We start from the raw sequence: 14,011 nt of genomic DNA, 5'->3' as shown, positions 1-14,011 counted from the left end.
TCGGAGAACCGGATGAAATGTCGATGAAAATCGACTTTTCAGAATGAACCAATCCCCTCGGGAAAATCACGGAAAATCGTGTCAGCTCATCCGTATCCACAAGCCATGCCTCCGGACTCGCATTCCCCTTTCTCTCGTAGCCTCTCGCGGTCTGGCGCCATCGCCGCCGTGTGTCTCATGACTGCGGCGCTGCTTCAGGGGCAGGACGAACACCTCGTGCGCAAGAGTGAGGCACTGTCACCGAATGAGGAGATGCAGGGGTTCAAGGTGCCGGCGGGGTTTCAGGTGCAGCTCTTTGCTGACGAGACGCTACTCGGTGGCAAGCCCATCAACATGGCCTTTGATGCACGAGGTCGTCTCTGGGTGAGCAGCACGCGGGAGTATCCCTACGCCGTGCCCAAGGACAAGTGGTCACCGGATACCACCGCTGCACCCGGATCCAGGGACAGCATCCGCATTCTGGAAGACACCGATGGCGATGGCCGGGCGGACAAGGTGACGGTGTTCGCCAAGGATCTCAATGTTCCCACCGGCGTGCTGCCGTACAAAAATGGCTGCATCGCGTGGAGCATCCCCAACATTCTGTATCTCGAAGATACGGATGGCGACGGCCAGTGCGACAAGCGTTCGATTGTGCTCGGCCCGCTGGGCTATGAGAAGGATACGCACGGCATGATCTCCAGTCTGCGCCTCGGGCTGGATGGGTGGGTGTATGCCACTCACGGGTTCAACAACACCAGTTACATCAAAGCGAAGGATGGATCCTCGCTGGAATTACACAGTGGAAACACCTTCCGCTTCAAGCCGGATGGATCACGAGTCGAAATCTGGACGCGAGGGCAGGTGAATCCCTTCGGCCTGTGCTGGGATTCGATGGGGAATCTGTACTCCGCAGACTGCCATAGCTCGCCCATCTACCAGCTCATCCGCGGCGCATTCTATCCCAGCTTTGGGAAACCTCACGACGGCCTGGGCTTCGCTCCCGTGATGTGCGCGCACTCGCACGGCAGCACGGGCATCTCCGGTGTGGTGTACCTTGATGGCGGTGTGTGGGGACCCGAGTGGGATGATCACACCTTTCTTGGCAATCCCGTGACTTCGAAGGTGAATCAAGACCACGTCACCTTCAATGGTACCACGCCGAAAGCCAATGAGGAACCCGACTTCATGACCAGCACGGATCCGTGGTTCCGCCCGGTGGATCTTCATCTCGGTCCAGATAGCGCTTTGTACGTGGTGGATTTCTACAACCGCATCATCGGCCACTATGAAGTGCCGCTGGATCATCCGGGACGCGATCGCGAGCGTGGTCGCATCTGGCGTGTGGTGAAGGAGGGGTACACCGGGAAGCTCAGCGACTGCAACCTCGCTGCGAAGAAGGCGGGCGAGCTGATGCAGGAATTGGCTTCACCGAACATCACGCGGCGTTATCTGGCGACGGAGGAGCTCATTTCACGCATTGGTCGCCCGGCGCTGCAGTTGGCGAGGGAGGAGATCACGGGGAAGACGGAAGCGGAGGACGCACCGCTGGTGAGTGACTATGATGACCAGCAAATCGATGAGGGAGGCGGCATCGGCATCCAGGATGTGCACGCCATGTGGGTGGCCTTTCGTTTGGGAGATGAAGCCATCGCGTCCCGCATTGCGCGTACGCTGATGGTGGGAGGAACTGTACTGACAGGTGATCATGAACGGCTCTCCGTCCACTGCATCAACGCCATCGCGGAAAAGAAAACGTGGTTCCCTGGAAGTCGCGGATTTGAAGGGGATCACATGGTGCCCAATCTGCAGTTCGACTCACGGGGCCGATTCTCCATGCGAGCGGGCGCTCTGGCCATCGCGCAGCATCCGCAGGAGTATCCTGGTCCGCCACTCATTCTTTATCCTTCAAATGATGACAGCAACGAGGCCCGCAAAGAGTTGTTCCTCGTGCATGATTCCGGAGATCCCGCGCTCATTCTCGCATGGAGGATGGCGGCGCGCGCCTTGCTCTCTCAACCGGGTGGTTTTCAGAAATATGAAGACCTCAAATTTCCGAGGACCCGGCATGATGACGAGCTGGCTTTCGTTGCCTGTTCCATCCCCACCAGCGAGTCCGCCGAATGGTTGCTCAAGTACGTGAAGGAAAAGGGCAGCGCCACTCCAGATCTCCCCGCGAAGATCGCTCACCTGGCAAGGAACCTGCCGGCGACCCGTGAGTCAGAACTGATCACCTTGGTACAGGAACATTTCGCCACGGACCTAGATGGTCAGTTGGATTTGCATGAAGCGATTCGCGAGGGACAGAAGAAGAGCGGCGCCTCTCCGGGAGATGCGATGCGTGCGTGGTCCAGGCAGTTAGCACAGAAACTCCTCTCCTCGCTGCAGAAAGAGACGGCCACCACCTGGACGCTCACTACTCCGCCCACGGATACCAATCCCAACCCATGGCACGCCAGGATGGTGAAGTGCGAGGATGGACAAAACAGGACGCTGCTCGACAGCCATCCTCCCGGAGGTGAGAAGCTCACCGGCACATTCCGTTCCGGCACTTTCGAACTCCCCAATCAAATTTCGTTCTGGGTGGTCGGCCACAACGGTTTCCCAGCGGCGGCATCCCATGGAAAAAATTTCATCCGCCTCGTGGACGCGGCTGACGGACGGGAGCTGGCCAGGGTGGAGCCTCCGCGCGGTGACGTGGCGCAGCAGGTGACATGGAAGTTCATCACGAAATCCGAAGCTGCAGAAAAGCACAGCGTCATCCCAAGGGGGAGCGGAAAGGTGTATCTGGAACTAACCGATGGTGATACAGCGGGAGCCTATGCATGGCTGGCAGTGGGTGGATTCGAACCTGCATTGCCGGTGCTGGCCCTGCCTGAGAATCAAGAGCGACGCGATGGACGTATTCGTGCCCTGGCAAACCTCGCCGGGGAACAAGGGGTAACTCGCGACGCGCTGGCCTTCCTGTCGAAGCTGGGCGCCAAAGACAGCTTCAGTGCCGCGACGCGCAGTGCGCTGGCGGAATGCTTCGTCAGTACTCTTCCTGACATGCCTTACGCCCAGGTTGCTTCACTCGCATCTGACTCGGAACTTTCCGCCACGGTCTTCTCCGTGCTCACGGCACCCAAGAACGCTGCGGAGGAACTCGGCAGGGCTTTCCGCTCGCTTCCCTTTCGTGCGCAGGTGAAGCTCGCCACGGCATTGGCAGGCACATCCGCGAGCGCGGAGAAGTTGCTGGCTCTTGCGCCGGCCCGCGTGCTGTCGGATCCGCTGGTGAGCGGGAAGGTGAAGGCATTGGACGCTCCGGCGATTGCAAAGCGTCTCACTGAAATCACTGCGAATCTTCCGCCGACGAATGAGGCCGCGAAGGGCATCATCGCGGCGCGGTTGAAGTCATTCGCGACCGCGAAGTCGGATGAGGCACACGGACAGCAGGTCTTCCAAATCAATTGTGCCATCTGCCACCGCATCGGTGTCACGGGAAATCTGGTTGGTCCGCAACTCGATGGCATCGGCGTCCGTGGTGTCGAGCGCCTGCTGGAGGATTTGCTGGATCCAAACCGCGCCGTGGATCCGGCCTTCCGCCTGCATTTCGTGAAGCAGAAGAATGGCAACCTCATGACAGGTCTCTTCCGCCGTGAGCAGGACGGCGTGCAGTACTACGCCGATGCTGCCGGCCAGGAGCACGCGATTTCCAAAGCGGAGATCACGGAGGATCAAGTCAGCGAGTTCTCATTGATGCCTGCGGGTTTTGGTGAGCTGATACCGGAGAAGGATTTGCATGACCTGCTCGCGTACCTGCTGGCGAGGAAGTGAGGGGGGCGCAGTGGCGCTGGGAGCTCTCAAGGAGTGGGGACATTCCTGTCCCCATTGGAATGGGTACTACTTCCCGAAAATCAAAACCAACCCACTCGTGTGAACGAAGCGATTATTTCCATCGGAGTGGCGCCAACTCAATGAAACGATGGATGCGTATGAGCCAGAGGAGAGGGCAACAATCACGAACGAACCGGATGCTGTGACGCGCAGCGTCCTTGGACTGCGCGCAGCCCTGCTGCCGCTTTCCAGAGTCCGCAGCCTGCTGCGGCGATGGTGACATTCACTCGTATGGTGACCTGCCCAGAAAAGCTTGGCGACTTCGTCGCGGTGAAGCGTGCAGCAGGCTGCACTTAAGGAAAGCGGCAGCAGGGCTGCGCGCAGTCCAAGGCCTTCGGCACCGCTTCCATATCCTTTACCTGACGTTCACGGGCAAGGAGCAGGACTTGCCACTGCACCCAGGACGCAAAGCGCAGATCCTCGTTGAGGTGTTGTATTGGCTGTGAGTTTTTTTGGCCAGATGAGTGGGGACAGGAATGCCCCCACTCCTTGAGCCTGCTGCAGCACACCGCGTGAGCTTCTCACCCCTTCCTTTTCTTGAAGAACAGCGTCGCATTCTCACTCGTCGTCCGCGCGAGTTCATCCGCGCTCACGCCGCGGAGATTAGCCACGAACTCGGCAGTGTGCGCCACGTAGCCGGGCTCGTTACGTTTTCCACGGTGCGGCATCGGCGCGAGGTAAGGGCAGTCGGTTTCCAGCATGAACCCATGCGCTGGCACGGCCTTGGCGCACTCCTGGATGACTTGCCCATTCTTGAAAGTCACGATGCCCGTGAAGCTCACGAGGTGGCCTTTCTCAATCAGCGGCAGTGCCTGTTCGGCAGTGCCGGTGAAGCAGTGAAACACGCCACGCAGCTTCCCTGACCAGGGCAGGACATGTGCGGTGAGATCCTCGAAGCTCTCGCGATTGTGCAACACCACATTGAATCCCATGTCCGCGGCGAGGGCGAGCTGCTGCTCCAGCACAAAGGCCTGATGCTGCTTCCACTGCTGCTCGGTAAATCCTTCCGGCGGCTTGTGATAATAGTCGAGGCCGATCTCGCCGATGCCCACCACCTTGGGATGCTCCGCCAGCGCGCGTAGTTCTTCGGTGAATTTCGCATCGGTCACCGTGTCCGCATCGCAGGGGTGAATGCCCACCGTGGCGTACACCTCTTCATAGGCATCCGCGATCTCCAACACCTGCTTCGCATCCTCCAGTGTGGTGCCGATGCAGATGATGCGCGAAACGCCAGCCGCACGGGCGCGATTGATGAGTTCCGGCACTTCGTTCGTGAACTGCTTGGAGGCGAGGTGGGCGTGGCTGTCCGTGAGCATGAAAAATGAAAAGGATCGTGAAGCGGAGCGGGCCTGTCTCAAGCCGCATTCCTGGTCTTCCGCAAGGCTGGAATGGAGAGCGCCTTTACTTCGTTTCGGTCGGGGACGCGGGCGCGGGCTTGGCTGCTTCCGGGGTGGAAGGCGTGGCAGGTGCTCCGGGTTCGGCCTTCTTGGATTCCGTCTTCGGAGCGGTCTCCCTCTTGTACGGCGGCGGCTCGGGCGGCAGGTCCCAAGCGGTGAGCCACTCCACTTTCTCCAGGGTGAAGCCCATGCTCGTGAGGCGCTTCTCCATGTCCGGCAGGTGCGCGGCACCGTAGAAGATACCGAATTTCTTCTTGTCCAGGGCGAGGTGAATCTTCAGCACCTCGAGCGCCACCTTGTTGCGGTCGGAGATGATCACTGACCCTTCCGGCCCCTCCATACCTGACATCACGGTTTCCACCGTGTCGAACATGCGTCCCATGAGCCGCTTCAGTTCCGTGGCGCTGTCGGGGCGGCAGAGGATCTCCATCACCTTGAGCAGACCGGGGTCCTGGTAGCTGGACTTGGGGGCGAGTGCCTGCGCCTTGGCCATGCGCATCCAGAGCTGGATGAAGCTTTCGCCGCGCTCCGCCTGCTTGGCTGCGAAGGCGCGTGCGGTCATGTCCGCGTGCACGAAGTTGGGCCGCGTGTAGTCGATGCACTCGACCTGCGCCTCCAGCGCGAGGGTGTTCCGCAGCATGTCGTACATGGGGTGCAGCCAGCGCAGCTTTTCACGGGCCGCCGCTTCCGCCTCGAATTTGGAGGAGCCACTGGACTTGGGAGCGGCCTTTTCCACGTACTCCTCGATGTCTTTCAGGCGCCGTTCCAGTTCAGGATTGGCATCCGGCTTTGCTGGAGAAGTTTCGGGCATCTTCGGCTTCAGTTTCTTGAAGGGCAGCGGATCCTTCCTGCGAGGCTGCGGCTCCGGCTCCGGCGCTGCCTCGTCCTCATACTGCTCCACCGGGTCGCCCACCATCTCATACAGCACGGCATCGTAGTCCTCGAAGTAGGCATTCAGCACGTCGTAGTAGTTTTTGTCGCCGATGTGGATGGCCCCGATGAGGTCCACAATCACGCCACGGCTGTTCCGATAGGTGGCGATGGCCGTCTGGAGCTGCGCGCCTTTCTTGTCCTCCTGAAAGCGAACGAAGTCCGTATGCTTCGTTTCCGGCTCTTGCGCTTTCGCTTCCGGTTTTGGGGTTTCGGCGCGGAGTCCGCAGGGCAGCAGGAACAGCGCAGCCAGGAGCGACAGGGGAAAAGGCTTCATGACAGGAAAAACATAACACGCCGGACCCGGCCGGTCACTGTCAGACCGAGCCCATGCGCATTTTGCTCAATAGTACGCCTCCCGACACCCGTCCGCCGGATCTGCAGCGAACGACTACTTCTCCCCCGCGTTTTGCAATCCAGGCCGCTGTCCCCACTTGAAGCCGAAGATCAAGAAGGCCAGACCAATGGCGATCATAAACGTGGAGTAGAACTGACCGCGTGTGAGTCCCATGATGGGGTCGATGCCGACGTCTGGCTGCCGGAGATTTTCCACGGAAATTCGGAAGATGGCGTAAAGAATGAAAAAGAGGCCCGTGAGCACGCCGTTGGGCAGGTTCTTGAACTTCACCCGCACGGAGTAGAGGATAAGGAAGAGAAGCAACCCTTCAAGAGCCCCCTCATAGAGTTGTGAAGGATGGCGTGGCGTCAGCACCTCCTGGAGCTTCTGCATCCCATCCGGGACGGTCTTGACCAGAGCCACGATTTCGTTGCTGTGCTTGGGAAAGACATCGCCCGGGGCAGTGATACCCCAATCAGAGGGCGCGATGTGCCGCAAGTGTTTCTCTTGCAGTTCCGTGGGGAACTTCATCGCCCAAGACACATCCGTTTGCCTGCCGTACAACTCACCATTGATGAAGTTTGCCAGGCGACCAAAGAGGATGCCCAGAGGCGAGCCGACTACGAGGTTGTCGCCGATACCCGTCCAGGAGATCTTGTGGCGCTTTGCATACCACAGGGAGTAGAGCGCGAGGCCAGCGATGCCACCATGGCTGGCCATGCCGCCGTCCCACAACCTGAAAAGAGAAAGGGGATTCTCGATGAATCCATCGAAATTGTACAAAAGCATGTATCCCAGCCGGCCTCCCAGCACCACCCCGAAGAGGGCGGCATAGGTGATGAAGTCGCCGACCTGATCCGGCTTCAGCGAACCGAGGCCCTTCTTCGCCAGGTGCACCATGACGAGGTAGCAGAAGTAGAACCCCATCACATACGCGAACCCGTACCAGTGGATTTTGAATCGCTCGCTGAACTCGACGATGACAGGGCTGAGGTCGTGCAGGTAGTAGGCGAGCATGGATCGGTAAGACGGGGCAGGCAGGGCAGAACAGGGAAATGGGGCGGGGGGATATTTCGCCCTGCATTCGCCTCAAGGCAAGGTCACATCGCTGGCACTGCGGCTTCAGGTTGGGCGGCCGCTTCGGGGTTCACGGGACAAGTGAGCACATCGTACAGCGTCAGCATGCCCTGCAGCTTGAAGTCGGAGCCGCTCACAATCGCTTTGCTGGCACCGGTGCGGATCAGGGTCTCGAAGACATCGGGAAGAGGCATGTCCGGCGGGATGAAGAGGGGGCGGTGCAGCGGGAGATCGCGGATGCGTGCCTTGTCATCCATGACGTGGTGCTTCAGCCACTCGTAGCACTCGCGCCGGCGCAGCACGCCGCGCACATGGCCGGAGGCATCCACCACCGGGTAGGTGCTGTGGCGCTCCTTCTGGAAGAGTTCCAGCGCCTCGCTGAGCAGACCATCCTCACGCAGCACGGCTAGATCCGTGATCATCAAATCGCTCGCCACGCCGCTGCGGCAGCGCTGGGGCAGCTTGGCCAGCACGTGCTCGATGTCCTGCGGCTTGTCATACGTTTCCGCCGTGCGCTTGAAGAGCTGGCTCAGGGAGCCGATAGAGGACACCAGCTTGTCGAACGTGCGCGCACTGATGGCCACCAGCGTGGTGGGCTCCATGGCGGTCGCATTGAAGCGCCAGATGCGGTCGCTCAACAGGGCGCGCTCTCCGAAGTGGTCGCCTTTCACGGCAGACTTCACCACTTCGTTCTTTTCGTCGGTGATGTTCACCCGGCCCTGCTTCACTGCGTAGAAGGACTGCGCCGGCTCGCCGCTCAGGAAGAGAATGTCCCCCGCCTCCAGGTGCATCTCCTCCATGGGGGAGGAGTATTGCGGCGTGAGCAGATTGATGTCGCGTGGGAAGAAGAGGTCAAAGGTCCACTCCGTCATCACGCGCAGCTTGCGGTCCAGGCCGGGCAGCTTCATCAGGTACACCGTGCGCCACATGAACCAGGCGAGGATGCCGGAGAAGTTGAAGCCCATCATGTTCGCCACGGCGCTGCGGTGGCCGATGGAAGCGAGCTCTCCGAGTCCGGTGAAGTCAAAGGTCTTGAGCTTCTCCCCCTTCATGGCCAGCGCGATGTTGTCGCCGATCATGAGGCCCTGCCGATAGGCGAACTGCGCCGTCTCCGGGCAGCTGCCGCCGCCTGACTTGGGGAAGCTCGCGCAGTCGCCCGCGCTCCACACGTGGGTCTGGCCCAGCGCCTGTCCCGTGGGATTCACCAGCACCTTGTTCCGCTCCACGGTGAGCGCCCGGCTGTGGCCCAGGCGCACGATGAGTGGGTGTGGCGCATTGCCCACGGTGCAGACCACATTGGTGGCTTCCAGTTTGGTGCCGTCCTCCAATTGCACGAAGCGGGCCGTCACGGAGCGCACGCGCTGTTTGAGCATGAGTTTCACACCCATCTCCGCCAGCTTCTTCTCCGTGTAGATCGCCAGGGAGGTGCTCAGCATGGGCAGCAGATGCTCCTGGCTGTGAATCAGGCTGACGCTGAAATCCTCCGGCTTGATGTTCTCGTAGAACCTGGACACGCTGTGCAGCAGGTCCATGATCTGGCCGGCGGTCTCTACGCCGGAGTAGCCGCCGCCCACCACCACGAAGTTCAGCAGCTTGCGCCGTGCCGTTGCGTCCGAGATGAGGTTCGCCTCCTCCATGCGGGAGATGATGGCGGCGCGCAGCTTCATGGCGTCACCCACATTGCGCATCAGGTAGGCGTGCTCCGCCATGCCGGGGATGCGGCTCACATCCACGTCCGCGCCGAGGCACAACACGAGGTGGTCAAAGGTGACCTTCACATCCGGGGTGAACTGGCCGCCGGTAAGCGTGAGCGACTTGTGGTGCAGATCCACGGCGAAGACGGTGCCCTTCAAGACATCCGCGCGAGGACAGATGAGGCGGATGGGATTCACCACATGCCGGGGAGAGAGCGAACCGCCCACCACCTCCGGCAGCATGGGCTGGAAGACCATGTGGTTCTCCGCTGCGATGAGCGCCACCTTCTTGCCGGTGCCTTTCAACCGCTTCGTGACGTGCTTTGCGCAGTATACTCCGGCAAATCCACCACCGAGGATGACCACATCATAATGTCGCGCGGGTACGGTGCTCATGGTCTGCGATGTACGCACACAACGTGCCTGCGTGCAAAGACGCAAAAGTGGAGGATCGGTGACAGCATTGTTTCATCAAGGGGTACGTTCTTGCCAGCCGGTTTGGCTTCAGGGTAGCATGGCGCCCATGCTTCGAGGCATGGGCTGCTTGGTTGAGTTGCGCCATCACCGCCATTTCTGGGCCGCCATGGTGAAAGGTAAGACGCGAATCACCACCTGATGAAATGAGATCGTTGCATCAGCGAGACCAGCTTAGATCACGCCGGGAGAGAGCGAGGCCTCTCTCAGGTGAAGGAATATTGGCAATGCCGTACTTGGAGTCGCCGGGGTGAATTAGGAAAGACCTGCCGTATGTCTGAAGATGCGCACCAGACATTACCTATAGCAGAAGGAAGATTTAGAGTTTGAGATGAAGGCGTCAAAATTTCTCCATGCGTTGGCCATTCAATATCTATTTATAGTCATAAATAAATGATTGGTTTTGCGAAATAACCTTGCGCATGAGGGAATATCTGAGAGTCTCGGCGCACTCTCCCCTAATGGGTCTATTATCATGGAGCGCCTTGCCAATGACAATAAACAGCCTGCAGGCGCCGCTTTTCTTAGGTGCAAGATCCTGTGTTCTTATTCAGAATGCAGGGTCTTGGCAGCTCATCTGACATGCATCGTGGCTGCTTATCTCTTTGCTGCCGCCTCCGCATGGGCGCAGCAAGTGAGGCTCCCGGATCGCACTGAAGTTATGGTGCCGTCATGCGGGTACGACAGCTGCGGTCGCGTGGATATCAGTCTTCCTCTTGCGAGCATTTCCCTGCCTGGCCGGAGCTTGCCTGTTGCGATTCGGTACATTCCTAGTTTATCCATGGCCGGTGCATTGCCCTATGGCTGGCAGTTGCCAATTCTCGATGCGTGTGCCGTACAAGAGTCAGAGGAAACGTGTCTCGTCCTGATGCCAGACGGGGAATATGCAAGCCTGGCCCGTGATGCAAAAGCTGATGCATATCACAGCCCCAATGGGAAGTGGCAGGCTAAAGTTAATGGCAGCCATATTGAACTGACTTCCGGCGAAGACAAACTCAAGTATGAAGAGGGGCGAATTCGTTCGATGGAGCGCAAGGGGGAATTCGAGTTGCACTGGATCTACGGACGTTCCGGTCTCCTGGAAAAGATCGTCAATGGCGCAGGATCAACAGTGTTGGCCATTGGGCAGTCACGTGAGGGGTTGGTGCACCATCTTACTCTCACGCCTTCAGAGCAGGATAAGCGCGTTGCCCTGCGCTACACCAAGATTCCGGAGAACAGTAGGGTTGCGGCCAAGGTGTTCAATGAAAGCTTCCCCAATGTCTTGGAAGAAATCATTTTACCAGGCAATCGCGTCGTTACAGTCACCAATAACAAATCGGACAGCGGACAAGTCTCGATGGAATGGAAGTGCCCGGAGGGAGGTGCCCTGTATAATCGGTATTTTTCCTGGAATGACAAAACCGGCAACATCCTGTCGGTGGATAAAGCACAGATAGAAACCACCTTTCCGCAAGGCGCTACCAGTCCACAGGTGGTTCAAATCGAAGATGGCAAACGTACCGTGGTGCAAAAGGCGCGGGCGAATCAAAGTGGAACAATTTTCACTTTTGAGCCCGACGGACGCATCAGGAAGGACTTTTATGGTCTGCGGCCGGATGGTTCGGCCCTCATGCTACGCAAGCAGACTGAAACAGACCCCGCAGGAAACACGCTGGAAACGTATCGAGCCAGGTTTGGCTCCGATGGTCTGTTGAATAAGGATGAAGCGGGGGAATGGACTCGTGTCCTCGAAGACGGTGTCTACCGCGTCTACCACAAGGGAAAACTGATCCGTTCATATTGATCCCATCTATCCTTCAGCAAACACCAAAAAAGAAATAACATCACCCGGTAACCTCATTATGAGAAGTCGAACCATCCTCCTCGCTGCCTTCGTCACCGCTAGTCTGACGGTCTCTGGAGTCTTCCTGCTGACAGCACAAACGCCAACGTGTGATACTTATCGTGATTCAGTGGTCTGCATCGTGCCCTGCCGGGATCCTTTCGGCAATGGCTCCTACTTTAAGCATGACAATATCGGAGAGCCCAACCGAACCACGACGGCGCCCCAACTCACCAAGGATGCCAGTTCGATAGGCGACAGGTGTGCCGACTTAGTTACCGGTAATGGGGGGTGTACCACGGTAACCGGCAAAATCGGCAATGATCATGTGCAGGCCTGCAACCCTCCGAGCGGCAGTCAGTAAACCAGGACTACATCCTCATGCGTGTTCTTGTTTGCGCGTCTCTAGTGTCCGTGTTTTTAGGTGTGGTTCGTGGAATGGCTCAGGCTCCTGTGGAGCCTGGGCCCGTCCCGGAACTGATGAATGCTCCCGGGGTGTTTCTCGGAGGCTTGGCGGATGGCTTTGCAAAGTTGCCGAACTGCAAGTTCACATATAACACCGATATTGAAGTCCACACTCCAGGTGCTGCCGTTCAGAAATTATCTCGGCGGACAGAATTCACGCATTTCGATGGAGCTTTTAGCTACAAACAGCAGGAACCCTCTTCAGGCAAACTTGTCGAGCATATCTGCTACGATGGGATGAGCTATTACCGACACATGACTGAGGCAGACACAGTCTATGTGGGCTCCGATTTGACCAAGCTGCACCTTGCCACTGCTGCAGCATTTGGTGAAAACCCTCTCTTTGCTCCTTTCCGGTCACTGTTCTCAGAAAGTGACTACCGGTTATTCGCCTTGCCGAATATCACCAGCACCAAATTCTGGATGGAGTGTACCAAGGGTGCTGTCGTCAAGGTTGACGGTGGCCAGATCACACTCACCAAGGAGGGTGTGAATGACCTTGTCACTACCATGACAATTCCTACGGGGAGTATGTACCCAACGTCCGTGAGTACTCTGGACAAGAGTTCGGGACGTACAATCATGGAGTTCAGAATTGAGAAATACCTGGAAGCGCAGGGACCCGGAGGCCGTTTGCGCATTCCATCAGTACTAGTGGAGACACCTGGGCAGGGTCGTGTGCCTGATTCGGGAATGTATTGGAAAGTAAAGCTGGACGAGTCCAGTTTCCAGATTCTGTCGGTGAAGCCACCACCTGAGGAGTTTTCCATTCCTCGTGCGGCAGCCAAACGGCTGGTGGACCGGGATCTCGGAGTCGAGATCAAAAGATAGGCGTAAGCAAATCAGGCTTCATGATTCACCGTTTTGCTCTTGCGCTTTTGGCGCTCACCTTCACGACTTCCTGCAAGGAAGGCTCATCTGCCACGTTTGTCGCGCCCGCGGTTATCGATCTCGGAATCGTGGAACCGAATGTCAATATTCCTTTCCTGTTTGATATTGCGAATACAGGGACTGGAACCTTGCAGATCAGCGATTCCTCAACCAGCTGCAGCTGCGTAGTAACCGCGCACAAGGCATTTGATCTCGAGGCGGGAGCGCGACAATCCATCTCGGGTGCGTTGCGGTCGGATTGGAAACCGGGCCCGCACAAGCAGCAGATTGCATTCAAGATCAACGAGCGCAGCCGCAAGGTGGCGTTGGTTGACATCAACTATGAAACCCGGCGGTTGCTGTCCTTCACTCCCGATCGCATGATCTTAACGGCTGCTCAATTGAGAGAACAGCAGACAAGCTTCGACGTGCGCTTCAGTGTGGACCGAAATGCCGGTGACCTGCAAGGCGTGGAAATTTCCTCACCTGTGGATTTTTTGGAGATCGTGCGGCCAACGTGGTCCGGAGCGGAGGGTTCATTCACTGTCAAAGTACAGCCAGACAAGCTGCCTTCCGGGGAAATTGACTTCAATCTGGCGTGCAGAGTCAAGCTGAACGACAGATGGATTGAGAAGCCTTACACCATTGGCGGGCGGTTGCGGGACGATGTAAAGGCCAAGCCGGGGGTGCTTGTCATCACGTCGATGGAAACTGGCAAAGCCGTCTCGATTGCAGTGCACCCTTCCGGCGCTTTGAAGGACTGTTCTGTAAGTTGGAAATCGCCGACCGCGCAGGTTGTGATGGAGCCCAAGATTGAAGGTGATAAGATCGTTGTCACACCCGTCTCCTTGGCAAATGCCAAAGTGTACGAGTACGGATTTATATCGGTCACGGGCATGACCTCCCGTGCGTCATCTCTAATAGTTCCGGTATACCTCGCGATTCCAGAAGGTAACAACGCTCTGCCTAGATAGTTGGCGCAGCAGATGGATCGTGTTGTGGTAACTCTCAAGAATGGGTGCCCGTGCGGACGGCAATGAGATGTTATCATTGAACACCAGCAGGATGATTCAATGAACATCCCACT

General features: G+C 58.0%; 8 protein-coding genes. 4 read left to right on the top strand and 4 right to left on the bottom strand.

Annotated features, from left to right (window positions below; translation table 11 throughout):
* The first annotated feature begins 78 nt into the window (after positions 1–78).
* Positions 79–3,795 (top strand): PVC-type heme-binding CxxCH protein, encoded by a 3,717-nt coding sequence (locus G5S37_RS26085; RefSeq protein ID WP_206026147.1) that lies wholly within the window; start codon positions 79–81, stop codon positions 3,793–3,795.
* Positions 3,796–4,376: 581 nt separating this feature from the next.
* On the opposite strand, the gene G5S37_RS26080 is transcribed toward G5S37_RS26085, so the two are convergent.
* The 4 genes from G5S37_RS26080 to G5S37_RS26065 form a co-directional block, all read right to left on the bottom strand.
* Positions 4,377–5,171 carry a TatD family hydrolase gene (locus G5S37_RS26080; RefSeq protein ID WP_165208137.1) on the bottom strand — a complete coding sequence of 265 codons (795 nt, stop codon included), beginning with the start codon at positions 5,169–5,171 and terminating at the stop codon, positions 4,377–4,379.
* A gap of 85 nt (positions 5,172–5,256) precedes the next feature.
* Positions 5,257–6,459 (bottom strand): hypothetical protein, encoded by a 1,203-nt coding sequence (locus G5S37_RS26075; RefSeq protein WP_165208135.1) that lies wholly within the window; start codon positions 6,457–6,459, stop codon positions 5,257–5,259.
* A gap of 114 nt (positions 6,460–6,573) precedes the next feature.
* Positions 6,574–7,536, bottom strand: a complete 963-nt coding sequence (lgt, locus tag G5S37_RS26070) for a prolipoprotein diacylglyceryl transferase (RefSeq protein ID WP_165208133.1) — start codon at positions 7,534–7,536, stop codon at positions 6,574–6,576.
* Positions 7,537–7,619: 83 nt separating this feature from the next.
* Entirely contained in the window at positions 7,620–9,686 is a 2,067-nt protein-coding gene (locus G5S37_RS26065; protein ID WP_165208131.1) for an FAD-dependent oxidoreductase, read from the bottom strand.
* 553 nt (positions 9,687–10,239) lie between these two features.
* Between G5S37_RS26065 and G5S37_RS26060 the strand changes: the two genes are divergently transcribed.
* The 3 genes from G5S37_RS26060 (at position 10,240) to G5S37_RS26050 (ending at position 13,898) form a co-directional block, all read left to right on the top strand.
* Positions 10,240–11,550 carry a hypothetical protein gene (locus G5S37_RS26060; RefSeq protein WP_165208129.1) on the top strand — a complete coding sequence of 437 codons (1,311 nt, stop codon included), beginning with the start codon at positions 10,240–10,242 and terminating at the stop codon, positions 11,548–11,550.
* A gap of 519 nt (positions 11,551–12,069) precedes the next feature.
* Complete coding sequence (locus G5S37_RS26055; RefSeq protein ID WP_206026146.1) at positions 12,070–12,885, top strand: hypothetical protein; 816 nt, start codon at positions 12,070–12,072, stop codon at positions 12,883–12,885.
* 20 nt (positions 12,886–12,905) lie between these two features.
* Entirely contained in the window at positions 12,906–13,898 is a 993-nt protein-coding gene (locus tag G5S37_RS26050) for a DUF1573 domain-containing protein (protein WP_165208125.1), read from the top strand.
* The last annotated feature ends 113 nt before the right edge of the window (positions 13,899–14,011 follow it).

This window comes from Roseimicrobium sp. ORNL1, assembly GCF_011044495.1.
GTDB lineage: Bacteria > Verrucomicrobiota > Verrucomicrobiia > Verrucomicrobiales > Verrucomicrobiaceae > Roseimicrobium.
The sequence above is the reverse complement of the archived record's forward strand: the minus strand, read 5'-3'. Positions and strand labels throughout refer to the sequence as shown.

Bases quoted from the DNA above. Each gene is read 5' to 3' on its own strand.
- G5S37_RS26050 (WP_165208125.1), top strand. From the start codon at position 12,906: ATGATTCACCGTTTTGCTCTTGCGCTTTTGGCGCTCACCTTCACGACT.
- G5S37_RS26080 (WP_165208137.1), bottom strand. From the start codon at position 5,171: ATGCTCACGGACAGCCACGCCCACCTCGCCTCCAAGCAGTTCACGAAC.
- G5S37_RS26055 (WP_206026146.1), top strand. From the start codon at position 12,070: ATGAATGCTCCCGGGGTGTTTCTCGGAGGCTTGGCGGATGGCTTTGCA.
- G5S37_RS26065 (WP_165208131.1), bottom strand. From the start codon at position 9,686: ATGAGCACCGTACCCGCGCGACATTATGATGTGGTCATCCTCGGTGGT.
- G5S37_RS26075 (WP_165208135.1), bottom strand. From the start codon at position 6,459: ATGAAGCCTTTTCCCCTGTCGCTCCTGGCTGCGCTGTTCCTGCTGCCC.
- G5S37_RS26060 (WP_165208129.1), top strand. From the start codon at position 10,240: ATGGAGCGCCTTGCCAATGACAATAAACAGCCTGCAGGCGCCGCTTTT.
- lgt (WP_165208133.1), bottom strand. From the start codon at position 7,536: ATGCTCGCCTACTACCTGCACGACCTCAGCCCTGTCATCGTCGAGTTC.